Source organism: Okeania sp. SIO2C9 (assembly GCF_010672455.1).
In the GTDB taxonomy this organism is placed as follows: Bacteria; Cyanobacteriota; Cyanobacteriia; order Cyanobacteriales; family Microcoleaceae; genus Okeania.
On the sequence record NZ_JAAHGO010000012.1, the window covers coordinates 694421 to 719707 of the forward strand.

Sequence of the window (25287 nt, forward strand, 5' to 3'; positions counted from 1 at the left end):
AGTGGGTTTTTCAGATTTTACCGAACTGCCAATTTTTTCAGGAGATAAATTCAGAGTAAGTATAGGTGAGTCTGGAAATTTTTTGATGGTAGAAGGGTAAATTTCAGAAGTAGTAGATTTTTCATCAATGGGTTTCTCTGATTTTGCCAAACTGTCAATTTTTTCTGAAGCTAAATTCAGGGTAAGTATAGATGAGTCTAGAATTTTTTTGATGGTAGAAGGGTAAATTTCAGAAGTAGTAGATTTTCCATCAATGGATTTCTTAAATTTTGGTCGATTGACATTTTTTCAGGAGCTAAAGTCAGAGTAAGTCTGATTTTCTCTGAAGATTTCTTGATGCTCAAAGGAGAAATTTCAGGAGTAGTAAATTTTCCATCAGTGGATTTCTTAAATTTTGGTCGATTGACATTTTTTCAGGAGCTAAAGTCAGAGTAAGTCTAATTTTCTCTGAAGATTTCTTGATGATTAGAGGGGAAAATCTGAAAGTCGTAAATTTTCCATCATTGGATTTTTTAAATTTTGGTCGATTGACATTTTTTCAGGAGCTAAAGTCAGAGTAAGTCTGATTTTCTCTGAAGATTTCTTGATGGTTAGAGGGGAAAATCTGAAAGTCGTAAATTTTCCATCATTGGATTTTTTAAATTTTGGTCGATTGACATTTTTTCAGGAGCTAAAGTCAGAGTAAGTCTGATTTTCTCTGAAGATTTCTTGATGGTTAGAGGGGAAAATCTGAAAGTCGTAAATTTTCCATCAGTGTATTTTTTAAATTTTGGTCGATTGACATTTTTTCAGGAGCTAAAGTCAGAGTAAGTCTGATTTTCTCTGAAGATTTCTTGATGCTTAAAAAGGAAATTTCAGGAGTAGTAAATTTTCCATCAGTGTATTTTTTAAATTTTGGTCGATTGACATTTTTTCAGGAGCTAAAGTCAGAGTAAGTCTGATTTTCTCTGAAGATTTCTTGATGCTTAAAAAGGAAATTTCAGGAGTAGTAAATTTTCCATCAGTGTATTTTTTAAATTTTGGTCGATTGACATTTTTTCAGGAGCTAAAGTCAGGGTAAGTATGGTTTCTCTGAAAATTTATTGATGGTTAAAAAGGAAAATCTGGAAGTAGTAAATTTTCCATCAGTGTATTTTTTAAATTTTGGTCGATTGACATTTTTTCAGGAGCTAAAGTCAGGGTAAGTATGGTTTCTCTGAAAATTTATTGATGGTTAAAAAGGAAAATCTGGAAGTAGTAAATTTTCCATCAGTGTATTTTTTAAATTTTGGTCGATTGACATTTTTTCAGGAGCTAAAGTCAGGGTAAGTATGGTTTCTCTGAAAATTTATTGATGGTTAAAAAGGAAAATCTGGAAGTAGTAAATTTTCCATCAGTGGGTTTCTCAGATTTTGCCTTATGCAAATTTGTAGAGAAGAGAAAGCAAGAGTAATTATGAGTTCCTCTGAAAATTTTTTAATGCTCAGAGGCGAAAATCCGGAAATAGTAAATTCTCTATTGAAGTTTTTTTAAGAGGTAAAGCAAAAGTAAGTATGAGTTTGTACTTATAGTTTGCTTGATTGTAATATCTGTAAATTATTACTATCTAATCATCAATCAATCTCTAATATTTTTGTTCAAAGTTTTACAGGAGGATTTGTTATGAATCAATCTTCAGAAATTCAACAAGTCAAAAAATATAAACCACTACTTTACATTACCCCTAATGATAAATCTAGTTTACAACAATCTCTATCTTCAGCAATTACTACTGTAACTACTGAACAAGATGATGATCGGTCAAATAGTTTCAAATCAAGTTTATTGAATGCATTAGAAAATGAAGCTTATATAGATATAATTTTTTCAGTTTTTACTCCTTATTATTCTCTTTACAAGTCAATACTAAAAAAACTGATTGATAATCAAAAAAATACTGAAGGTAGCGAACAAGCAAAACTCGACGAAAATACAAAATTAGCTTTAAATGAATTTAATTTAGAAGGTTGGTCAGAATTTATTACAGAAACTCCCTACTCAGATATACCAGAAGATTTTGATTTTCCTCCTGGTCATCCATTACCAGGAAAATTATATAGAGCGCATCCCTTAAAATCTAAAATTAATAAATATATTCCTATAGAAGTATTTGACTCTTTGCTTTATGCAGAAAGAGAAGCGGAACTAATTCGCTTATTGGTCGATTTAGGAGCAACTCAAATTACAATTAAAGAAAAAAAAGTCGGTAAAACAGCAACAGAAATAGAAGCAAATGCTAAACTTACCGGAGCAGGTGGAGTAGAAGGAAAAATAGAAGGAGATATTAATAAATCAGATGAATCAATCAGAAATTTATCACTTGGAGGAAAACCCTGGAGTTCGGAAATAGTAGAAAAATTTGATGAAAAAAATTATAGTTGGCTTCCTTATGAACCAGCATGGACAGCAGTTGCTCATAGTCGTTTATACGGAAAATGTTTAACAGCTTCCATTGAATTAACTAATGATGATTCTTATTCTATTTCGGGAAAAATAGGACTAGCAGAAGGATTACTACAAAACTTAACTGACTTAAATTTAGGAGCATCATTTATCCGCAATCAAAACAAAATAAGTCTAATTTATGTTGAATTTGCTCCTCCAGAAAAAAATGGAAAATCTTAACGAAGTCAGAAGTTATTTTTGTAACGTGGATTTGAGCTTCGCTCCAAAAATATTTCGCCTTAAAAAGCGGGGTTGCGCGACCCAATTATTTTGATAATTTTTATCTAAGCTTCCTTGACGTAAATAGTAAATATAGATATGAAAAATAATGTATAAATTTTCTATGAAACATTCCTACAAAAATTCATCTAAAATCAAAATATTGTCTGAATAACTAATAATTTTTGTCTAATATAAATTCCTGTGATTTATGCTGTTTTTATTTGAAATTTAGCCGTTGCTGATTCTGGGTATGATTTGATAATTTTATATTTTGAATTTTGTATTTTGGATGGTTTGAACTACTTGTTAATATTAACTGTTCCCTATTCCCTATTCCCTACAAACCTACTTTCATACCTTAATTCAGCAATGCCGAAATTTATAGAGATATCAATTTTATCTATGGTCTTGATTTATGGTCTAATAGAATATATAGCAGTCGAAGGAAAAGGACTGGAAATATCAAAAGCTTAAAACTCAGACAACGTAAGATTTTTCCTTCCTCCTTCTTCCTTTTTCCTTCTTCCTTCTGCTATAAAATTATGAATTAAAATTTCTAGAACATAGGATAAATAAAATAATGACTGAATCTAAAACTGGACGAATGTTGCTTTCCCACAATTTTGAACTCTCAGAAAATACCCTGCCTGAATTAAATAGGGAAGAATTTGCTCAAGTTTTTATTGATGGTTTAAGCAAATATCCACAACTGAAATGTCGGCAATTAAATCATCCTCATTGGATGGTAGAAATTTTATTTGAACATCAAGTTTTTTCCCCACCTCAAGTTGGTGAAAAATGTGCTGAAGCTTTAATAGAAAAACGAATAATTCAAAAAAATGACAAAGATTTAATTGTTGATGTCTTGATTCTGGGAGGTTTGAAAAAAACACCTCCATTAAGTGATTCTCCTGATACTCTCCAAACAGGAGAATGGGGTATTGATGTTGTAGAAACTCACTCAGCAGAAACTTTTCTCAATATCCTTAACTGGGAGGAAAAAACTGCCGGAAAAACCATTGACAATATTTTTAAAATAGAAATGAAAAATATTCTGAGTTAATTTATTTACTGAATCCATTTCTGGTTGAAAAGTTGTGCGAGTTATGTTTCACTCTTTATTCAAAGTGGTAGATTCAAGATTGATAAAACTTACGCAAAAGACAAAAATATACGCCATTTGTAGGGGTTAACGGCTGTTAACCCCCCTACTATATTTGGTGGTTATGCATAAATCATGATTAAATAAAATAAATGATTTAACAATTTGTTGAGGAGAAAACAGAAAATATATTTGAGACTCAATTCAAAGAACGCAAATTATTTCCAAAAATATTTTTTAAGGCTGATATTTTTCCTTATTCAAATTGAAAATATATTGGGATTCTTGATAATTCTAAAACTACCAGAATAGAAACTAATATGAAACTGATTTTAGTTGCTCCAAATAAATTACTATATGATGCTTTTCAAGAACATTTCCATTATTTACCCAATCTAGAAATTATCAATAATTATTTCGAGACCGTACCAGAATATGACTGTTTAGTAAGTCCAGGAAATTCTTTTGGACTTATGGATGGTGGTATGGATGCAGCGATCGTCAAATATTTTGGTGATTTTTTAATGACTTCGGTTCAACAAAAAATATTAGATGAATATCTAGGTGCTGAATATAACAAAATCGTCTGAGATGTTTGTGAAGCTTATACTAGCAAAACCGTTAGCTGGACTGGTGAAATGCTGAATAATTTAGGTGGTAAAAAAGTTGTTACTGGTAACGATGGTTTTCGCCTCGATCGCGACTTAAAGGTCCCGCGTGGAATTTTGATCAAAAGCGTGGTAGAAAAATTTTCTACCGCATTGGGAGATACCCCCTCAGCAGGTTGATCTTGCTGTGCATTGTTAACAATTGTTAGCAAAATAGTATCGGAACAATCAGTTGGCACATCTACTATTGTCGAAACTGGTCATCCTCAACATCCTTTTCTTGCTCATACCCCCACTATGCGTGTACCTATGTCCATTGCTGGCACCGATATTCCTTATATCGCAATGTGGGCAATGTTACTAGCAGTGCGACACCACAACCGTCAGCAAAAGCAACAAATTAAAAATGTTGTCTGTCCAGGTTTAGGTACAGGAATAGGAAAAGTTTCTTACCAAGAAGCTGCTAGACAAATGGCTCTCGCTTATGACCATTTTGTGTACCCGCCGAAATCAATTAATAATTTTATTGCTGCTGAAAGGCAACTCCAAATTTGAGAAGAGGGAGACTTCAACAATTAATAATTAATAATGAATAATTAATAATTAAGAGTTGATAGTTAATAATTATTCATTCAACAATTCACGCCTTGAAGCCGACCCTTTTAAGGGGATAAAAGCGGTCGTTTTGCTACGCAACATATAAAGCGCAGCTTCCCGAAGGGTGGGATGGCGACGAAACCTCGCCATATCCAATCGACCAAGAGATCAAAAAAAGTCCTTTTAGTCAATCAATTCCGTTTTAAGAAGAGGTAATTATTAATTGTTAATTGTTAATTGCTAAATATTGGTAGATACAGCAGTCGAAGGAAAGGGCGCGGAAATATCAAAAGCTGAAAACTCAGACAATTCAATATTTTTCCTTCTTCTTTCTTCTTCCTTCTTACTTTTTCCTTCTGCGTTGATAAATACTATTGCTTTTAAAATTTTAATTAGAGATATTTTATACTCTTTGACTCTAGAGTAAATTACTACATTTATAGGACTACCTTAATATGACTAAAAAATTAAATCGACGTTAATTTCTTTCCTATGGTACAGCAACTTTAGTAACGAGCTTATTATTAAAAGCTTGTGCTGATTCTCCCTCTATAACTATTCTGACAGAAAATCCTAGTAATGATTCTATAGATAATTCTACAACTTTTAAAATAGCCATTGCTTTACCTGGAGTTATTACCGATGGAGGATGGAATCAATCTGGTTATGAAGGGGTAAAAAAAACAGCATAAATTCTCAATGGTGAGATGATTTATGTGGAAAATATTGCTCAACCAGACCAGGTAGAAACCCTTTCTGATTTTGCTAGGAAAGATTATGATTTAGTGGTAGGTCATGGCGGACAATTTGATGCTGCTATTCAACAAGTAGCTAGTCAATTTCCCAATACATTTTTTTTGGGAGTTAATGGTAATATTGCTGGTGAAAATTACGCTTCGGTGACAACAAATTATTTCCAAATGGGTGATCTTGCTGGTTTAATTGCTGGTTTGATGACTAAGACTAATAAAGTTGCTTATCTTACAGGTTTATCTTTTAAAGGAACTAACTTACAAGGTAAGGCATTTGAGTTAGGTGCTAAGTCAGTAAATGACAGTGTTGAAGTTGTAATTAGTTACACTGGAGATTTTAATGATATTGCTAAAGGAAAAGAAGCAGCTTTGGCTTTAATTTCTACTGGGGTTGATGTAATTTATCACTTATTAGATAATGCTGCTCCAGCAGTTTTGAAAACGGCACAAGAAAAAGGAATTTATGCGGTGGGTAATACAACTGACCAGCTTGATGTTGCGCCAAAAGCGGTGCTGACCAGTGCAGTGCAGGATGTTGGAGGAGCGATCGCTTATATTGCTAATCTTGTTAAAAATAATCAACTTAAGGGAGAAAAGTATATTTTAGGAATTGAAAATCCAGATATTACTAAGTTGGGTCGTTTTAATGATGTTTTGCCAGAGGAAGTTCAGCAAAAAGTTGAAGAAGTTCAGCAACAAATATTGGCTGGAAAACTGAAGTTTGAAGATTGTACAGAAGGTGGTCGAGATAAGGTTTGTGTTAAAAAATGAAGGATGAAGAAATAAGAAAGAAGTAGATAAGGAAGAAGATGTTTAGCGATCTAGGAGAGAGGGAAAAATCTGGTGTTGTCTGAGTTTTAAGCTGTTAATATGTTTGCGCCCTTTCTTTCGACTACTATAATTAAAGCTAGAAGGTAAAAGGGAAGAGATTTTTGAATAATAAATAATACGGATAATGTGGAGGGAAAAATATCTACTTCCTCTCTATTTATTGCGGATGCCACAATAGTCAAATCATTTTGTGAAGCGCATAACTTCAGAGTCTGTAGTAGGGAAATATCTACTTCCTCTATTTATTGCGGATGCCACAATAGTCAAATCATTTTGTGCTCCCCAGCTCCCCATCTCCCCATCTACCCATCTCCCCATCTCCCCATCTCCCCCTCTCCCCCTCTCCCCCACTCCCCATCTCCCCACCTCCCCCTCTCCCCATCTCCCCATCTCCCCATCTCCCCATCTCCCCATCTCCCCATCCCCCCATCCCCCCATCTCTCCATCCCCCTATCTCTCCATCCCCCTATCTTTAATATTGACGCGATTTAGCAATTTTCAAACTTAGCAAAATTACTGGTATAATCCCTACCAAAACAATTGCTAGAGCTGGACCTGCTGCCTCCGTTAACCGCTCATCAGAAGCCAAATTATAAACCCTCACTGCTAAGGTATCAAAATTAAACGGACGAATTACCATTGTTGCAGGCAACTCTTTCATCACATCCACAAAAGTTAACATTGCTCCAGTTAATAACCCTCCCCACATCATCGGTGCATGAACTTTCACCAGAGTTTTCGTAGGTCCATAACCTAAACTTCGGGAAGCATCATCTAAACTAGGTTTAATTTTGAGCAAACTTGACTCCACAGCACCAAATGCTACCGCCATAAACCTCACCAAATAAGCAAACACTAATGCTGTAATAGTTCCACTAAATAATAAACCAGTTGATATGCCAAATATTGAACGCATGAAACTATCAATAATATTGTCAACCGCACCTATAGGAATCAAAATTCCCACTGCAATAACTGAACCAGGTACAGCATAACCCATTGCAGCAATGCGAGTTGATAAACGCATTCCCAAATTCCGATTTAACCGCACTCCATAAGCCATAATTAAAGCGATCGCCACAGCAAAAATAGCAGTAACTCCTGCCAAAATCAAACTATGGGAAGCATAATTCCAAAACTGTCCCCGAAAACTTTCCCCACTTTCAGCAATAGTCATTTCCAATAATAATCCTGCTGGCAACAGAAAACCTAATAAAACTGGCAGCAAACAACTAAATAAACTGACAATTGCACGTATTCTACCTAAGCGAAACTGCTGCAACTTTTGATACTGACTGCTAGTTTGATAATATTTTGCTTGCCGACGCGACCATAATTCCAGCAAAATTAACCATAAAATAAATAACATCAATACTGCTGCTAACTGTGCTGCAGCAACTCTCTCTCCCATACCAAACCAAGTCCGATATATCCCAGTAGTAAATGTTTCTACTCCAAAATATTGCACTGTACCAAAATCATTGAGAGTCTCCATCAGTGCTAGTGCTAAACCTGCCATTATTGCTGGTCGAGCTAGGGGGAAAGCTATTTTATAAAAGCTATGCCAAGGGTTGCATCCCAGGGAACGACTGGCTTCCAAAGTACAGGTTGATTGTTCTAAAAAAGCGACTCGTGTTAGTAAGTAAACATAAGGATATAGGGTCAGGGTTAATAAGGCGATCGCTCCTCCAATGGAACGGATCTCCGGGAACCAATAATCATTGACACTTCCCCAACCAAATACCTCTCGCAACCACATTTGTACAGGTCCATAAAATTCTAATAATTCTGTATAAGTGTAGGCAAGAATATAAGCAGGAGTTGCCAACGGTAACAACATTGCCCATTCAAAGATGCGACTACCAGGAAAGCGACACATTGTGACTAACCATGCTGCCCCTACTCCGATGACCACAACTCCGCAACCTACCCCTACCATTAAGATAAAAGAGTTTAGGAGATAACGAGGTAAAACTGTAGAAGCTAAATGACTCCAAATTTCTCCTGTATCCGAGAAAATACTGCTGAGAATAAATACTACAGGAGCTGAGATTAAGGCTGCGATCGCTATGACAAATATTGTCCAAGCATTCCAGTTGAGGCAGTTAAATTTTTTCATATTAAACATTTTTATATTATAAATTACAAAAACTTATATTACTTTAAATGAGAACATTTCCTAAAAAGTAGGTTAAGATAATTCAAGCAATAATTAATGTTATGGACAACTTTAAGAACTATAGCGGTAAATGTACTAAAGACATTCTGAAATTCTTAAAGAAGGAGTCAGGATAAAGCAATTCTGGAGGCAGAATCAATAGGATAAAGATTTGACCCCAATTTTAGGCACAGCAAATAACAGTGGGGATTGAAACCCCATCAGGTTTCGGACTAGGAGCTAGTGCCACTACACGGAAGTCAAAAGTCATGCATCGAGTAGTGTAATTCTGAGGTTTCCTCAGAATGTAAGACACACATCTGACAGTCAAAAGTATTGATTATTCAACAATTAATAATTAATAATTACCTCTTCTTAAAAGAAGAGGATTGACTAAAAGGATTTTTTTTGATTATCTTGGTCGATTGGATATAGCGCAGGTTTCCTCGCCATCCCACCCTCCGGGAAGCTCCGCTAACGATCGCTTTTATCCCCTTAAAAGGCGAGGCTTCAAGGCGTGAATTGTTAAATTAATAACTATTAACTATCAACTCTTAATTATTAATTATTAATTATTAATTATTAATTATTAATTATTTTGATAACTTTTTACTTACTACTAGGGAGGTTAAGTAATAAATGGCCCAATCTGTAATTCTCCATCTGGAGAGTGTCAGCAAGCAATTTTCTGGCACTGTTACCCCTGCAGTGCAAAATGTAAATTTAACACTATATCAAGGGGATATACTGGGGTTATTAGGACCTTCAGGCTGTGGTAAAACAACTTTATTGAGAATGATTGCTGGATTTGAACAACCACAGTCAGGTATTATTACTATCAATGAGCGAGTAGTTGCTGGCCTACATAATTGGGTACCACCAGAAAAGCGAGATGTTGGCATGGTCTTTCAAGATTACGCTTTATTTCCCCATCTGACAGTAGCAAAAAATATTGCATTCGGACTACATAATTCTGGCAAAAAGTCAAGCACGCAAATTAATCATCAGGTGACTGATGCTCTAGAATTAGTTGGTTTATCTGGTCTGGAAAGTCGCTATCCCCACGAACTTTCTGGGGGTCAACAGCAACGAGTAGCTTTAGCGCGCGCTTTAGCACCCAGTCCTGCTTTAGTATTATTGGATGAACCTTTGAGTAATTTGGATGTACAAGTCCGCATCAGATTAAGACAAGAGTTACGAGATATTCTCAAGAGTGCTGGTGCCTCTGGAATTTTTGTCACCCACGATCAAGAGGAGGCAATGGCGATTTCTGACCAGGTGGCAGTGATGCGCTCCGGACGTGTGGAACAGTTTGGTACTCCAGAAGATATTTATACTGAACCTGCTTCTCATTTTGTGGCGGAATTTGTGACTCAGGCTAATTTTTTGCCTGCGCGTCGTCGCGGTCAGGTTTGGGAAACGGAGCTTGGTGGTTTTGAGTTAACGGATAATCATTTGTTTTGTGGAAAAGTTGATAGTTTAGATGAGTTCGACCGGATCGATCTGATGATCCGTCAGGAAGATTTGATGTTGAAACATGATGATGCGGGGTCTGTAGTGATTCGCGATCGTCAGTTTTTAGGACGTGAGTTTCGTTATTGTTTACAAACTGAGTCTGGAAAAGAATTAATTGCTCGCACTACTCCACAAGTGGCATTGCCAATTGGAATTAAGGTCAAAGTATCTGTTGCTAAAGATAATTTACGAGTTTTTCCAGCAATATCTGGAGAAAATCAGACAAAATCTTCTCAGTTAGTTACTATTAGATAAATTCATAATATCAACTCAAATCAAAAAAATATTGTAACCTATCGGTTGGTTTTTAAGTCTTATATCATGTCCGGTTGAATACTTAGGGTTTGCTGAATAAAGTATGAGTGGTAGAGGTAGGAGTCAGTCCTAACCCCTCCCAGGAGGGGGAGTCAGGAGAAATGGGAATTATAGAGGAGGTAGTCGGAAAAATTGTAAGAGTGATTTTTCTGCCATAATCGTCCCAAAATACTAGCTTTATGCAGCTCGTATCCACCGAAAAGCTGACACTTTTTTAGACAAAAAAATGCTACAACCAATATCAGTCAATGCTTTGATATTTAATCAGCAAGTCCTACTTATAAATAACGAGGGAGTCCTCAGGACTCAGGAGGACCGAGTCATATCATGTCCGGTTGAACAGTTATAAATAAACGACGAAGGAGTCAGGAGACAGGAGACAGGAGACAGGAGGGTAGAATGAAGTTGGAGAAAGTTTTTTTATCACTAATTATCCGGACATAATATCAGGAGTCAGGAGGGAAGAAGAAGGAAGAAGAGAAGAAAGCTTTTGTTTAGCTGACGCACAACTTTCCTTACGGAATGAAGAGCGCAAACGTTAACGCTTTCCTAGGTCATGCTGCGCAAACATGTCCCGCAGCGTTAACGCAGTTGTGCGCCAGCAAAACACAAACGCGACATGTAACGCGGAGTGCGGAACGGAGTTCTATCGCTAATTAAACGGACATGATATTACCGAAAAATTGTGGTTTAAAGCCTCCCCTTTTAAGGGGATAATAAATAAAAATTTTCATAATTAGTCAATCCTCTTCTTTTCAAGGAGAGGTAATTATTAATTATTCATTATTAATTATTCATTATTGAACTATCTTGATAGTTAGCTAAATAGGATGAGTTAATATTATATGTCGAACTAAAGGTTAGGACAGATCAAAAGCTTAAAATTCAGACAACATAAAATTTTTCCTTCTCTCCTAGATAACTAAAGCTTTCTTCCTTCTGCTATAAAACTCAAATATTTTACTTATTAATTGCAACAAACTCGATCATTTTAGCCACACTTATAATTGTTGATAATTCTATGCAAAGTTAATTTTGAAAATAAAAGTTATGAGAAAATGCTAACTAATTTTAGTAAAAATAGTCAGGATAATTTTATGTAAATAGGTGGGTATAAATGAAGGTTAAAACGAAAAATATGAAGATGAAGCCAGTGTTCAAAAATTTTTCACCGTTTTTAACCTCCATCACTATTTTACGGATAACTAAATCCACCTATTTAGTAATAAATAATTAAGTAGGAATAGTCGGATTATTAATGATGTATCAATCTCTCAATAGCTCTAGTATATAATCACTCAATTTTTGGGAAAATCATACTTTCAAAAAATGACCAATATTTTCCTATTAATAAAAACCCGGATTTCTAATTTAGGTTAATAAAAACCCGGTCTATCTACTAACAATTAGTTTTTACTTACCAGGTCAGTAAATTACAGCTAACGCTTCATCGACAGCATTATCATGCTCTACTCGGAAAACATTCGCACTTAGGTTCGCTACTATCTGTTTTCCTTGTTGAGTAAGGTTTAGATAAGCCACCGCATCCTTAACATAACTATAAACCACGTTCCAGTAAAATTTAGGATAGCCCTGACGTAAATCACCAGGGTTATTATACCCTAATATTTTGTTCTGGCCTGTTTCCTCAAATTCATAGAATAAGGCACTGATTTTTTGTAAATACCGGGGGTCACTTAACTGACCAATTAAATCTGCTGCCCTCACTAAACCAGGATAGTTTTCCTTATCCTGATGATCTTCATCTGCTGGTACAGGGAAACGAGTCAGCTCTATATTACGCTTAATCACTTCTGCATCAATTAACTTATGACCTCCAAAGCGTTCCTCAATAAACAGTTTACCTCGGTCAACATGATAAGGGGTTAGATTCGCATCCGTAGCGCCTCTAGGTAAAGATACACTCGTATCATCTATACCTGTAGCATACAATCTTAAATCTCCTCTATCTTGACGACATACACCTTTGACATACCCAATATCGTGACAAAGTAAGGAAATGTGGTAGTGTAGCCAATCTTCACAAGAAACTCCACCCTCACGGATATGCTTGCCGCGTAAAATTTCTTGTCCCACTAAAGTTACAAGAATAGTATGTTCTACATTGTGATACAGGGCATCACTATTAGCAATATTTTCTAATGCCATTCCGGCCGCCCAGGCAATAATATCAGCATAATCTGCTTTATATCCACCATAAGTATGACGATAGCCATTAGTCAGCCGTTTTATGAAGGCATCAATTAAAAGTTCTGTGGAGTTAAACATCTGCAGTCTCCTAATTTAAATTTTCTATTTCACTGAATTTCAGTTCAATGAACTGATACACTTTTTTATTTACCATCATAAACAAATTATCTCACTTCATTTTCTTTTTTTCATTCCTCTGTACTACTTATTATTATTTTTAGCCATAGTGAAAAAGTTAATTTCAGGTTTCAATGATATAGCAATTTTATTTTATTTGTGAGATATCCTAGGCTTTTAGAGAACAGGGAACAGGGAATGAGAAACACCTAAGCAATAAAATCCTCACGAATGATTTAGGATTGCTATATCTACATTGATTGAATACTTAGATGCTATCCAAAGTTTAAGGTGGAAGATTATCTATTAATCATTTTGTAATAGTTTTTCCATTTCATATCTCAAACTATATTGTCATCTTTTATTTTACAAAGAGTTCTGTGAAACCTGCAACTTCTCTCTCAAATATTTTATTCTATATTGATATTTTAAATATTGATTTTATACATTACTTTTTTTTTTATAATTGTAAAAATATTTTTCAGCTTATAATAAAATAAAAACTATCACAGCTTAATACTGTGAAAAATATGTATATATTGATTGTTTTTTGTAAGCTTTACACAAAATGCTCTATTGATTCTTGAAGTTATTTAGCAAAAAAAAATATATTTGCAATGGCAAAAAAAAATCTAGGCACTTAATTTTTTCCTACTTTTTCCTCAAAATAATATTTACAGCTAAAATGTAAATGCCACATATTTCGGTGTTATTTACTATTGACACATTAAGTTTACCATTCTATATTTGAGATAGCTTGATTTAACTGTAAAAGTACGAAAATAAAATTCTAGTCCCGTCCTGTGATTGAAGATTATAATTATGGTTAATATTCTTTTCAAATAATTATAATAACTATAATTAATAACTATAATTTAATTGACAATATACTTAAAAACTTGATAGTAAATTTTTTAATAACTATTATATGTAATTTAATCTCGATTTGTCAGTGATTAACATCTACTATTAGTTGTGATAGTAAAAAATAACTAACGTGATTTGAATCACAATAAGAAAAAAATATTATATTAACATCCGTAAAAATCAAAATAGTAATAATGAAAAATCGCAAAAATAAATATCAAAATATATTTTTTGAACCTAACTCTGAAGATAGTATTTTTAATAAACTACCTCAAGAAGTTAAACAATGGGCGGCTAGCTTGCCTTGGCATCAACGCCGTTATGTTTTATCTTTTTCTTATATTTTATGTGGCTCTTCTCCAGAAAAACAAGCAGAATTTTTAGATGATTATATAGCTGATGGTTTAGCAGTAAAAATGCTACAAGATATAGATACAATTAACAGGGTAAACAAATATCTAAGACGGTTTCGTACTCAAACAAAAATAAATGAAAATGTACTCAGAAATTATATTAGACAATATTATATTCATTCTGCTCAAGATGTACGCTGTCAAACTCAACAATATTTAGAATCGGCATTAAAACTAGTCATTAATACAGAAGAAAGAAATCAAATATTTAACTATATTTTGGGATTTGAATTGATTAAGATTATGTTCACAATGAGTTGGCTACAACATGAGAAACTAGCTCGTCTTCAAACAAATCAAGATAATTTTCTTAAAACATATATCAAACCAATTCAGCACGCTCATCAAATTAATGGCATAATTGTACCTAAAGATAAAGGAATATTTTTTGCAAAAAGAGATTATTATGTGCAAATACCTGAACTATCTCCAAAAAAGTTAGTGACTTTAGTAATAGCAACTTTTACGACTGATAAAGTTACTAAGTGTGGTTTTGCGATCGCTCGCCATATTAAAGCTTTAAAATTTGATTATGATTATATATTCCAACAGCAAGAGGAAGAAGAAATTTTTCCTCTAGAATTTGAGTCTCTAGTTAATTAGAAGAGAATCCTGCAAATATCTCTGTTAGAAATATATTAAATAATTAAATATTTAGCTGCTTTGATCTACAGTATTTTCAGACTAGTTAGGATATAGCAATCCTAAATAATTATTGATTACTTTATGTTTATTAAACCCTAAATATCTACAATATCTCACAGTTAAAATGTAAATGCTATACCTCAATAAAGTAATAATCTCCTGATAATCTAAGCTCTAGGACATAGACCAAAGATGTTAAATATACTGATACCATTAAAAATATAGATAAACCAAATTTAGGAGCCTGTTGTGCTGCTATCGAAAGGATTTGAAGTAGAAATGTACACTGGCACACCCCAAGGTAATACTGTTGGCCTGTCAGACCAAATTGTGGCCAAAGTAGAGGGGTTTGTTAGGGAGCCAGATAGTAGAAATGTAGAATACACAACTGCACCATTGTGTAGCTACGCTCAACTTTTATGTGCTCTAGTAAAGCCTAGACTGAAATTGAGAAGTTATTTAAACACTTTAGGGGATTACACAATAATTCCAGGAAGCACCTTATCTTTAGGAGGTAGTGATAGGTTTGAACGCTCTGACCCTAACAACCCATATCACACATATATACAACAAACTTACGGTGCAAAAGTTGTAACAACCAGTATTCATATAAATGTTGGTATTAGTGACCCAGAATTATTGATGCGTGCTATTAGACTGATCCGGATGGAAGCACCTTTATATTTGGCTATCAGTGCTTCTTCTCCTTTTCTAGATGGTCAAGCTACAGGGTTTCACTCTACTCGTTGGGCTACTTTTCCGAAAACTCCAGCTTATGTCCCTCTATTTGAAAGTCATAGTCATTTCATCAAATGGACTGAAGAGAAAGTTGCTACAGGTATTATGCAAAATGTCCGTCATCTGTGGTGTTCTGTGCGGCCTAACGGCGATCGCCGTCCCTATAATCTTAATCGTCTAGAATTAAGAATTTGTGACTTTGTCAGTAACCCAGTTATGCAGCTAGCCTTGGTAGCTTTATTAGAAGCTCGTTTATGGCAATTATTTGACGATCCTAGTCTAGACCCCTTAGAAAAAAGTAACTTATCTGCAACTAACCGTTTGGAAGATTTAGTAGCTTTAGCAGATAATAACGAAATAGCCGCAGCTCATCATAGCCTTGAAGCTCAACTTTCCCATTGGGAAGATGGTAGAACTATTTTAGCGAAAAATTGGATTGAGGAAATTTATCAACAGGTTTTACCTTATGCCAAAAAACTTGGCTTTAGTTGCTTTCTTTCTCCAATTAAAAAAATTATTCGGGAAGGGAATACAGCACAAAAATGGTTAGATCTATATAACAGTGGTCTTGACAGTCGAAGCGTAATTAAAGCAGCAATCTTGGAAATGGCACAACAAGAAGAAGAGCTAGAAGATCAATTATGTCAATCAATGGTAGCCTAACTTAATACCATTTCATTTAGTTCAGCTACATAGGTTGAAAGGAGTCAGGAATTAGGAGTTATACCAAATCTCAAAAGTTTTGCTACATATCCTTGTGATGGGGAGATGGGGTGATGGGGGGATGGGGAGATGGGGAGAGGGGGAGATTGGGAGATGGGGAGATGGGGAGATTGGGAGATGGGGAGATGGGGAGATGGGGAGATTGGGAGATGGGGAGATGGGGAGATGGGGAGATTGGGAGATGGGGAGATTGGGAGATGGGGAGAAATTAGAAAATATATTATATATCCTCATCATTACTATGCAAGACTACCGAACTAGGAAATCAAAATATAGTGTTTCTAGGATCAGAATGGTGAGACACGACACTAGTCTAGAAAGTAAAACTAACAAAACTAAGATCAGGCTAGGGGAAAAAACCTAATTGCTATATTAGGCATATAGTTAAGTTTTTATTATGCCTATATTGTATTGAATTATTGAATTTTCAGAGAAATCCTAAAACTTAAAGGTAGGATATTCTAGCTAACAACTTTAATGTTCTCAATATCAAAATCAATTGATTTAATGCCTCAGATTGTTCTAGTATATCCGCAAATTCCCCCAAATACAGGAAATGTTGCTCGTACTTGTGCTGCTACTAATACAGAATTACATCTAGTAAAACCTTTGGGTTTTGAAATTAGCGACCGCTATTTGAAACGGGCCGGTTTAGATTACTGGCCTTATGTTAAACTATATGACCACGATAACTTCAAAGAGTTTCAAACCTATCATCAGCAACGAGGTGGAAGACTGGTAGGTTTTAGTGCAAAAGGGGCTTCTAATTATACTAAATTTCAATACCAAACAAATGATTGGCTATTGTTTGGTTCAGAAACTAATGGACTACCACAAGATGTCCTAGAGTATTGTGTAGCAACTCTCTATATACCAATGACACAGCCAAAGGTTCGTAGTTTAAATCTTTCTGTTAGTGCTGCCTTGGGTTTATTTGAAGCCAGGCGTCAATTGGATTATCTGAGTTAAAATCATTATTCTGATAATATCTATAAATCTATAATATTTATTTACTATTTACAGATATGTATTAATACTGATGAAAAACATCATATATCCCTAATTAAAACTATAGTGCCACACTAAATATAGTTTTGATCGCTCAAAAATCTTTAAGTTCTGAAATATTCCAATTATAAGTATTTAATGGGTCATTTTGCTCTGTATAAGTATGACGCATGCAGTCTGTAATTCTATCTTAATATATAAGAAATTTCTATAGCTCTAATAATTGCCACGACTGCCAAGTTAGTGTATACCAAAATTTAGATTATATTTTCTCCTGAAATCCTTTTGTTAGTCTAGAGGGTATTTACTAAAGGACTAAATAATTCAGAGAAAAATACAATTGGATTATTTTCAAATAACATGGCAAAAACAAACTACTAGCAAGAATGTTGTAATATTTATAGTCTTAAAAGTTAGTTACTTTATTTTGGCTCTATTTTTGGCCATTAAATCAAAAAAAATCCAATTAAAATTATCCTTGCTTTTTTGATGAAAGCAAGATAACCTAGCCTAAGTTTGATGTTTGTCAGTGATCTTGATCTCTAAAATAGAGTGAATTAGGTCATTGACGAAGAAAAATTAAGGAGAGTTAAACCCTTGTCGATAGGAGGTCGTTCTTTGAAACGAACATTTCCAAGTAAAGGAAATTCTGCCGCTGCCTGTGAACTTCACACAGAAGCAACTATTGAGCAGTCAAAACAAATAAGTATAGTTGGTAGCAAAAAAACTTCTTCCGCTGCTGCCATGATTGGACTTGCTGCCATTTCAACCACTATGGGTGCATCAGGCATCCTGTTGTCTGGGAAAGGCGATATGGCAGTAGCAGCCGAACTTCCTGGAGTGGACAGTAACAAACATGAACTTTCAACTAGAGAGTTAAATGTTACTGGAGTTAATAGGCCAAAAGGTCTACTACTTCAGAAATTAACCCAAGGGTATGTAGAGGTAGAAGAAAATACTGATTCTGAAGTTGAAGCAACTCAACCTGAGACTGTCCTGCCCTCAGAACATACACTAGGAGAACAATCCTTTTTTCCTATAGAACTTCAACAGAAATATAGCCAGACTAAAGCCAGAAAATCTGAAGAAGAGACTTTAGTTTTTTCTGAACCGAAAATTAATAAATTAGAAACTAATGAGTTGCCTCCTCTGGGATCTCTAGCCAAAGTGCAGGGCAAGGAGCCAACAGGCAGTAATAGTAAGCTAATTGACCGATTAAAAGTAGGAACTAATCCTGTCCAAAAAGAAGAAAACCTCTCGGCAAAAAGTTCTCTGGAGTTGAGGTATGAGCAGTATATTTCTGAGTCCGTAGGAAAGTCATTTGATAAATCGAAGGAAAAATTCCTAGAAAATAGAGATGGCAAATCAGAAAATTTAGTTGTTGAAGAACCAGCTCTACAGATGGCCACATCCTCTGAATTAGACAATAGTTCCACAGCTAAACCAGTAGCTGATAGTCAAATAGATATTGCTCAAGAGTCAATCAAGGCTGAAGGGACTAAACTAGAAGGGGCAGTGGTTATTGATTCTGATATGACATCTACACCAGTTTCATTGGTATATAAGGTCCGTGTGGGAGACACGCTAAGTTTAATTGCCAAGGAAAACAATGTATCTGTCGAGGTATTAGCTAAAGCTAATAATATCAAAAATCTAGATGTAATTGAAGCAGCTAAATTACTTAAAATTCCTCAGCAACCATTTTCTGAATCATTAAAACTGGTAAGTTCTACAAGTAGCCATTCTACAAAAGAGGAATTTAGTCAACCTTCTTTGAAAACTACAGCTAACCAACTCAATATTCCTGAAGCCAAGTTTCCTAATATAAAATCTAATTATTTATCTGACAGCGTACCAGATGTGACTGGAGCTGAAGTTGAACCACACAGAAGTGTACAACTAGTTTCTTGGTCTGAAGGTCTAGACGATGAAGAACATCAAATACACAAGAAACCAAAAGAATCTTCAACTTCAACACAGTTGGTTGCTACAGATAGCCCGAAAAATCCCTTAGTTAATAAAGTATGGCCTGATAATCTAGGTACAAGGGAATCTAGACAGAATTCTTTTAGTAATAGTCAACCCATTCAACCACTACCAGTGGACATAAATACTGAGAGTGGTGAGTTACTACCAACAGCAAAATCCGAAGGTCAAAACAATCCTTATGCTAACCGTTTGAGGTCAGAAATAAGCAGGTTAAGAGAGGAATATAACAATCAAAAAGAACTTGAAGATTCTCAAAAAATTACCTCAGAAGCAATAAATATTCCAGTACCTGAACCGTGGTCTTCAGAACAGAATTTAACGAATAATTCTCAAGTTATTAACGAGAACAATAGTAGTAGATACTTACAACCAACTTATCAGGAAGAAGTAAGTCGCAGCCAAACTAGACAATGGTCTGAAGAAATGGGAACTAACAGACCTGAAATCAGAAATCCTGCTACAGTTGTTAAAGAACTACCCCTAGAAAGAGAGATTGTTCCATCTCAAGGGTCATCAGTCATGGCCACAGCACCAACAGGAGCTAATTTTAATGAGATTCTGAATAATCCTTCACTAGGAAAAATGGTTTCTCCAGACTTGCCACCTTTGGGTAAAGCTGATACCTATTTACCTGGTGGTTCAATGCAATTTACTGGGTATACATGGCCTAGTAAGGGTACTTTAACATCAGGTTATGGTTGGCGGTGGGGAAGAATGCACCGTGGTATTGATATAGCTGCACCGACAGGTACTCCTATTGTTGCTGCTGCTCCTGGTGTTGTCACCTATGCTAATTGGAATAGTGGAGGGTATGGTAATTTAGTGGAAATTAAACATCCCAATGGTAGTCTGACCGTCTATGCTCATAACAGTCAAATTCTAGTGAGAGAAGGTCAAAAAGTTGCTCAGGGTGAGCTAATTGCTAAAATGGGAAGCACTGGACGTAGTACCGGCCCACACTTACATTTTGAAATCCATCCAACAGGAAATGGAGCTGTTAATCCAATGGCTCTTTTACGTTCGGGAGTGGCATATAATTAGGTTAGGTATTGCATAATCATCGTAAAATTTCGGTAAGTGGGAAAAGTGCCAGTTTGAACGGCTCGATGCAAAGGATTCAATAAATTTTTATCCGTAGTCAAAAAAATTTGTTATAATTAACCAAAAACTTAACAAGTAGCCTCAATGGTATTTTGGCCGGAGAGAGTAGTGGCAATTGATGCCCCCTAGTTAATTACTGCTGTATACGTACTACGGTACAGTACTGGCAATGTAGTTAGAGCAATGTGAAAATCGTGGTTTTTACCCGATTTACAACTCCTAGTCACGAATCCACGCTGATTTATCCCGTGGAGTGTCAAAATTGGGATGATTTTATATGGTACAGTTATTTTTATTCCAATACATATAAATATGTAATGGGAAGAAATCAAAACCTCCTAGTACTCAGAACTTATTCTAACTCCCTAATCCCATCTGAAAATCTTCCTATTTTCAGTACAACGCCTCCAACTTGAAAAATGTTAATATCCCCATTCTTTTAAGTTAAAATGGGGACAGAGATATAAATAAATTTAGGGTGCAAATTCAATCTAGTTTGGTTTTTTTAAGAAAAAAATAGTAAAGGATTGAATAAATTACAATATTCTGTGCTATGATTATTAATGGTTAAAAATTTAGGCTCAGTAGCTCAGTGGTTAGAGCAGGGGACTCATAAGCCCAAGGTCGCAGGTTCAAATCCCGCCTGAGCCATATATATGAATAAGTAATTGTTTTTTTGATTTATTGCAATAGCTCACGATAGTCTAAGCTTAGTCAACAACTAGGGTTTAAGTTAAAGTATTTGGTTATTTATTGAATCGTTAGCCTCCAAAGGAGGAACCAGGTGGGTAGTCCTGTATAGTAATGGTGAATGGTGGCTGAAATGCTTGCTATACCGTTACCGAAAAAATTACAATGCACCACTACCCCAGGTGTATGATTGGGCAGTTAAACAATTATGAGTATAGTGGTTCGGCATTTAAACTCTATAGTCATTTCAGTTGAGATTGAGATAAGCATTTCTTGCATAGAATAGAGTTTCAGCCGAAAAAGTGTTTCATTCTTATCTAAAATGACTATATATCCCAATTGGATCTAAGAGACTTGTCGCTTTATAACTTAAAAAATCCCCAAAAACCTTGTTCTGTAAGAATTCTAGATATTAGAAATTAAAAATACTTAGAATTATTGCTCTGTCTAGGTTGGAGCGATTTTTTCCCTCTATTTAGGGACAACTCTAAGGAAACAATGGATATGGGAACAGCTGTGTACCCTGGGTCAGCGAAGCATGTTAGCTCCTCTTTCAACAATGAATAATGAATAATGAATAATGAATAATTACCTCTCCATGAATTGAAGAGGATTGACAAATTCATGAAAATTTTTCTTCACAGGAGTCGATGGTCGGACAGCTCCGAGACCTCGCCATCCCACCCAACGGGGAAGCTCCGAAGATCGACCGCTTATTATCCCCTATCCAAGGGGAGGCGCATACCCACAATTTTTCGGTAAGAGACTAGACAAGCTATCGAGGGATATCAAGGTTCTTTTGCCTACAGGACGCCTTGCACAGCGCAAAAACGCTATATCCAATCGACCCAGAAAGGGAATCAGCACTCGGTGTGAGGACACAGGAAATACAAAATCTCAATAGGCCTGAGTTGAGTTCCGGTTCAATTTTTACCATCAACTGGAGTTGGAAACAGTTAACTGATAACTGAAATAGTGGGGGTCAATTACGAACCGGTTAAAAATATTAACTGATGACTATAACAGATATGACTGATAATATCTTTTATACCCTTAGAACTAAACTTTAAAAACTAAAATAGTTGATTGATTCTTACTGGTCAATCCAATGATGACTGGACGGTACATTTGATTATTCTCTCAAAAATTGGATCGAGAATTACTTTTATACTGCTTTCTCTAACTTGTTTCTATTACTTGAGTATCCTTCTATTTATCAATTTTGAGGAATTTAAAGCCTGAAAGAACTCTTCGTATACTGTTGTGGATAATCCAATTTTACTTAATAGTTGTTAACCTGCACCAAATTTATTTTTTTAGTGTCGGGGTAAACCAAAAATGTTTGATCTTAGACTTCTATATAATGAGGGGTCTGCTAAAGCTAGACAGGTTTAGCTTTTCTGTGGTACCATCAATTGAACTAAGTATAAATCAAGGTTGAGTTCCGTGAGTCTTTTCTAGTCCAAATACTGAAAATCTTCTGTAGTTTAGTAGGAGGAAACATTCAAATAAAATGAACACCGAAACTAAATAAGGTGGATAAAAACAGATTTAATTAGCAACTGATTAACTGTCTAAAAAAACTTTGATTTGTAAGTCCACCTAGATATTTGAGAATCAGAATGGAATGAGAAACCAAGTCTGAAAATATTCGATCTGCTAAGTTGGTCTAGGGAAGTATCAAAGGAGATATTCTAGGGTTTTGTTTATACTTAAGGTCTAGTATGAAGAGGTAATATGGAAGAATAAAGAATCTCAAACCATAAGTTTTCTTTGAGTTTTGAGTGTCAACAAGTTATTTTAAGGAGAATTAAATCATGACAGACGAATGCCTGCGTGTGGGCCAGGAAGCCCCAGATTTCACTGCTACAGCTGTAGTGGATCAGGAATTCGAGACAATTAAACTGTCTGATTATCGTGGTAAGTATATAGTTTTATTCTTCTATCCCCTGGACTTTACTTTTGTTTGTCCAACAGAAATTACAGCATTTAGCGATCGCTACAAAGAGTTTGAGTCACTTAACACAGAAATTCTAGGAGTTTCAGTAGATAGTGAATTTTCGCATTTAGCTTGGATTCAAACAGATCGTAAGTCTGGTGGAGTTGGAGACCTTAACTATCCGCTATTATCTGACATTAAGAAAGAGATTAGTTCTGCTTATAACGTCTTAGACCCAGAAGCAGGTATTGCTCTGCGGGGTTTGTTCATTATTGATAGAGAAGGTACTATTCAACACGCCACGATTAATAATCTTGCTTTTGGTCGTAACGTGGATGAAACCTTGCGTACTCTACAAGCTATTCAGTATGTACAAACTAACCCAGATGAAGTTTGCCCTGCAGGTTGGAAACCAGGAGATAAAACTATGAATCCCGACCCAATTAAATCTAAGGAATTCTTTGCCGCTGTTAAATAAATTGATTTAAGCAGTCTATAGAACCTATTTGATATCGAGATGGGGAGATGGGGAGATGGGGAGATGGGGAGATGGGGAGATGGGGAGATGGGAAGTATTTTTCAACCTTTTTTCGCTTATACCTTACCTATACCTATTGACTCCTGACTTTTGAATCCTGACTCCTGGCAAAAAACTGAATCGCGGACAAAGATACGATCAGGGGTTCTATAAAGTACCTAATAATTAAAAACAATGTCAACTCCAACACTTTCGTAGATATTCTAGATATAAAAAGTGTTGGAGTTGTAAATTTAGAAGAGATTTCAACGCATTAATTTTTTTAGTTTTAGCTTTTAAATTATATCAAGATTATGCTAACTTCCTATGATTTTAGAGGTTTAATAAATCAACGTTTTTTTCAAAATTTATTACCTATTCCACCTATTAATAGTTTGGATAACGGAAAAAGAACACCAGATTTTGAATTACCAGATATCACGAATGGTAAATTAGTTCGTTTATCAGACTATTGGGGGGTAAAACCTGTCATACTTGCTTTGACTCGTATCTTTACTGAGAAACAGTATTGTCCATTTTGTTTTCCTCATATCTTAGCTTTAAATAATAATTATGAAAAATTTTTAGAGCGGGGAATAGAAATATTAATGATTACGAGTACAGATAGGGAACAAAGTAAGACTGTTGTGAGCGATCTAAGTTTAAAAATGCCTTTACTCAGTGATTCTAGTTGTCAGGTATTTAAAAATTATCAAGTCGGTCAAGCTTTGGGAGCACCTCTTCCAGGACAATTTGTATTAGATAAACAAGGTAGACTTAGCTATAAACATTTGTTTTCTTTTATAGATCATAATGCTAGTATTGAAGATTTACTAGAAGTTTTAGATAATTATATAGTTGAGTAAAATAACTATTAGTAGCTGAATTCTATCTTAGAGCTGATTTATAAAGTAAATATTAAGAGGCTGAATTCTTACCGAATAATTAATAATTAATAATTAATAATTAATAATTAAATAATTCGCGCCTTGAAGCCTCCCCTTTCAAGGGGAAAATAAAGAAATAATATTTCCTTACATTCAATTCCGTAACGGTTAAAACCCGAGGTAATTATCCATTATCCATTATCAATTATCAATTAATGAAAGGACAAAGGTTTTACCGATTGTAGGGCAGTAAAGTAGAAATTTATGAGACCTAGATAGCATAAGAGTTTTCCTGCGGAATGCTGCGCAAACAGCTCAGTTAATAAATCAGCTCTTAGTGCAAATAGCTCTTTTTTTATAGACTAATTTCGCAGGTAAATTTAGCCTGTGGTGTTGAGATTAAGTCTGATAGTCTGTTAGTTATATACTCAAATTTTAACTGCAAATATTGCCAATTTTAATTATGGTTAAGTATCTTAGTTTTTCTGAACATAAGATAACTCAAATCTAATTTTTTATCGCAATTCTAAATCATTCGTGATAATTTTCTTGCTTCGGTGTTTCCCATTCCCTGTTCCCTCACATCGAGTGCCCATTGTCTCACAACAGTCGGCGTTCTCATGGCGTTTTGCACTTCGCACTTCGCAGAGCTTCCGCTTTTTCCTTTCGGTGCAGAATGCTACGCAAACGGAATACTGCGTCATGTTATAGAACAAAATGCCGGGTTCCTACTGCTTGCGTCTTTAGCACCCCGCAGGGTCGCACCGCTGTTCCCAAATCTGGTGTTCCCTAAAAATCTATAATATCTCACAACTCATACCAATTTTATATGAGGTTGCATAGAATTACGAAATTCATTCGTTAATCTATATTTATCTA

The 25287-nt window shown here is 35.1% G+C and carries 18 protein-coding genes and 1 tRNA gene; 15 read left to right on the forward strand and 4 right to left on the reverse strand.

Features of this window, described 5'->3' with window-relative positions:
• Positions 1–1641: 1641 nt before the first annotated feature.
• From F6K23_RS13275 to F6K23_RS13295, 5 genes are all read left to right on the forward strand, one after another.
• On the forward strand, positions 1642–2643 hold the full coding sequence (locus F6K23_RS13275) for a hypothetical protein (RefSeq protein WP_293155810.1): 1002 nt from the start codon (positions 1642–1644) through the stop codon (positions 2641–2643).
• Positions 2644–3265: 622 nt separating this feature from the next.
• Positions 3266–3748, forward strand: a complete 483-nt coding sequence (locus F6K23_RS13280) for a DUF2656 domain-containing protein (protein WP_293155813.1) — start codon at positions 3266–3268, stop codon at positions 3746–3748.
• Positions 3749–4107: 359 nt separating this feature from the next.
• On the forward strand, positions 4108–4377 hold the full coding sequence (locus F6K23_RS13285) for a hypothetical protein (protein WP_293155816.1): 270 nt from the start codon (positions 4108–4110) through the stop codon (positions 4375–4377).
• Positions 4378–4425: 48 nt separating this feature from the next.
• Positions 4426–4575 (forward strand): hypothetical protein, encoded by a 150-nt coding sequence (locus tag F6K23_RS13290; protein WP_293155818.1) that lies wholly within the window; start codon positions 4426–4428, stop codon positions 4573–4575.
• Between the two features lie 12 nt (positions 4576–4587).
• The gene (locus F6K23_RS13295) at positions 4588–4950 is read left to right on the forward strand and encodes a macro domain-containing protein (RefSeq protein ID WP_293155820.1); all 363 of its coding nucleotides are present in this window, start codon (positions 4588–4590) and stop codon (positions 4948–4950) included.
• 532 nt (positions 4951–5482) lie between these two features.
• Here the strand turns inward: F6K23_RS13295 and F6K23_RS13300 are convergent.
• On the reverse strand, positions 5483–5611 hold the full coding sequence (locus tag F6K23_RS13300) for a hypothetical protein (RefSeq protein ID WP_293155823.1): 129 nt from the start codon (positions 5609–5611) through the stop codon (positions 5483–5485).
• 88 nt (positions 5612–5699) lie between these two features.
• Here F6K23_RS13300 and F6K23_RS13305 point away from each other — a divergent pair, with 88 nt between their 5' ends.
• Positions 5700–6515, forward strand: coding sequence for a BMP family protein (locus F6K23_RS13305; protein ID WP_293155826.1), 816 nt, complete (start codon positions 5700–5702; stop codon positions 6513–6515).
• Positions 6516–6758: 243 nt separating this feature from the next.
• Here the strand turns inward: F6K23_RS13305 and F6K23_RS13310 are convergent, their stop codons facing one another.
• Together F6K23_RS13310 and F6K23_RS13315 are read right to left on the reverse strand one after the other, a co-directional pair.
• Positions 6759–7013 (reverse strand): hypothetical protein, encoded by a 255-nt coding sequence (locus F6K23_RS13310; protein WP_293155829.1) that lies wholly within the window; start codon positions 7011–7013, stop codon positions 6759–6761.
• Between the two features lie 34 nt (positions 7014–7047).
• A complete protein-coding gene (locus F6K23_RS13315) occupies positions 7048–8694 on the reverse strand; it encodes an iron ABC transporter permease (protein WP_293155832.1) in 1647 nt (548 codons plus the stop codon).
• A gap of 678 nt (positions 8695–9372) precedes the next feature.
• Between F6K23_RS13315 and F6K23_RS13320 the strand changes: the two genes are divergently transcribed.
• Positions 9373–10503: an ABC transporter ATP-binding protein gene (locus tag F6K23_RS13320; RefSeq protein WP_293155835.1), complete on the forward strand. Its 1131-nt coding sequence runs from the start codon at positions 9373–9375 to the stop codon at positions 10501–10503.
• Positions 10504–11988: 1485 nt separating this feature from the next.
• Here the strand turns inward: F6K23_RS13320 and F6K23_RS13325 are convergent.
• Complete coding sequence (locus tag F6K23_RS13325) at positions 11989–12852, reverse strand: Npun_R2479 family HD domain-containing metalloprotein (protein WP_293155838.1); 864 nt, start codon at positions 12850–12852, stop codon at positions 11989–11991.
• Between the two features lie 1100 nt (positions 12853–13952).
• Between F6K23_RS13325 and F6K23_RS13330 the strand changes: the two genes are divergently transcribed.
• The 8 genes from F6K23_RS13330 to F6K23_RS13365 all read left to right on the forward strand — a co-directional run bounded on the left by F6K23_RS13330 (position 13953) and on the right by F6K23_RS13365 (position 24387).
• On the forward strand, positions 13953–14774 hold the full coding sequence (locus F6K23_RS13330) for a cobyrinic acid a,c-diamide synthase (protein ID WP_293155841.1): 822 nt from the start codon (positions 13953–13955) through the stop codon (positions 14772–14774).
• Between the two features lie 291 nt (positions 14775–15065).
• The gene (gshA, locus tag F6K23_RS13335) at positions 15066–16217 is read left to right on the forward strand and encodes a glutamate--cysteine ligase (RefSeq protein WP_293155844.1); all 1152 of its coding nucleotides are present in this window, start codon (positions 15066–15068) and stop codon (positions 16215–16217) included.
• 153 nt (positions 16218–16370) lie between these two features.
• Positions 16371–16538: a hypothetical protein gene (locus F6K23_RS13340; protein ID WP_375340758.1), complete on the forward strand. Its 168-nt coding sequence runs from the start codon at positions 16371–16373 to the stop codon at positions 16536–16538.
• A gap of 246 nt (positions 16539–16784) precedes the next feature.
• Positions 16785–17246, forward strand: a complete 462-nt coding sequence (locus tag F6K23_RS13345) for a tRNA (cytidine(34)-2'-O)-methyltransferase (protein ID WP_124147594.1) — start codon at positions 16785–16787, stop codon at positions 17244–17246.
• 657 nt (positions 17247–17903) lie between these two features.
• Positions 17904–20315 carry a peptidoglycan DD-metalloendopeptidase family protein gene (locus F6K23_RS13350; protein WP_293155849.1) on the forward strand — a complete coding sequence of 804 codons (2412 nt, stop codon included), beginning with the start codon at positions 17904–17906 and terminating at the stop codon, positions 20313–20315.
• A 638-nt stretch (positions 20316–20953) separates the two neighbouring features.
• A tRNA-Met gene (locus F6K23_RS13355) sits at positions 20954–21026 on the forward strand.
• Between the two features lie 1856 nt (positions 21027–22882).
• Positions 22883–23482, forward strand: coding sequence for a peroxiredoxin (locus F6K23_RS13360; RefSeq protein WP_293155852.1), 600 nt, complete (start codon positions 22883–22885; stop codon positions 23480–23482).
• 353 nt (positions 23483–23835) lie between these two features.
• A complete protein-coding gene (locus F6K23_RS13365) occupies positions 23836–24387 on the forward strand; it encodes a peroxiredoxin (RefSeq protein WP_293155855.1) in 552 nt (183 codons plus the stop codon).
• The last annotated feature ends 900 nt before the right edge of the window (positions 24388–25287 follow it).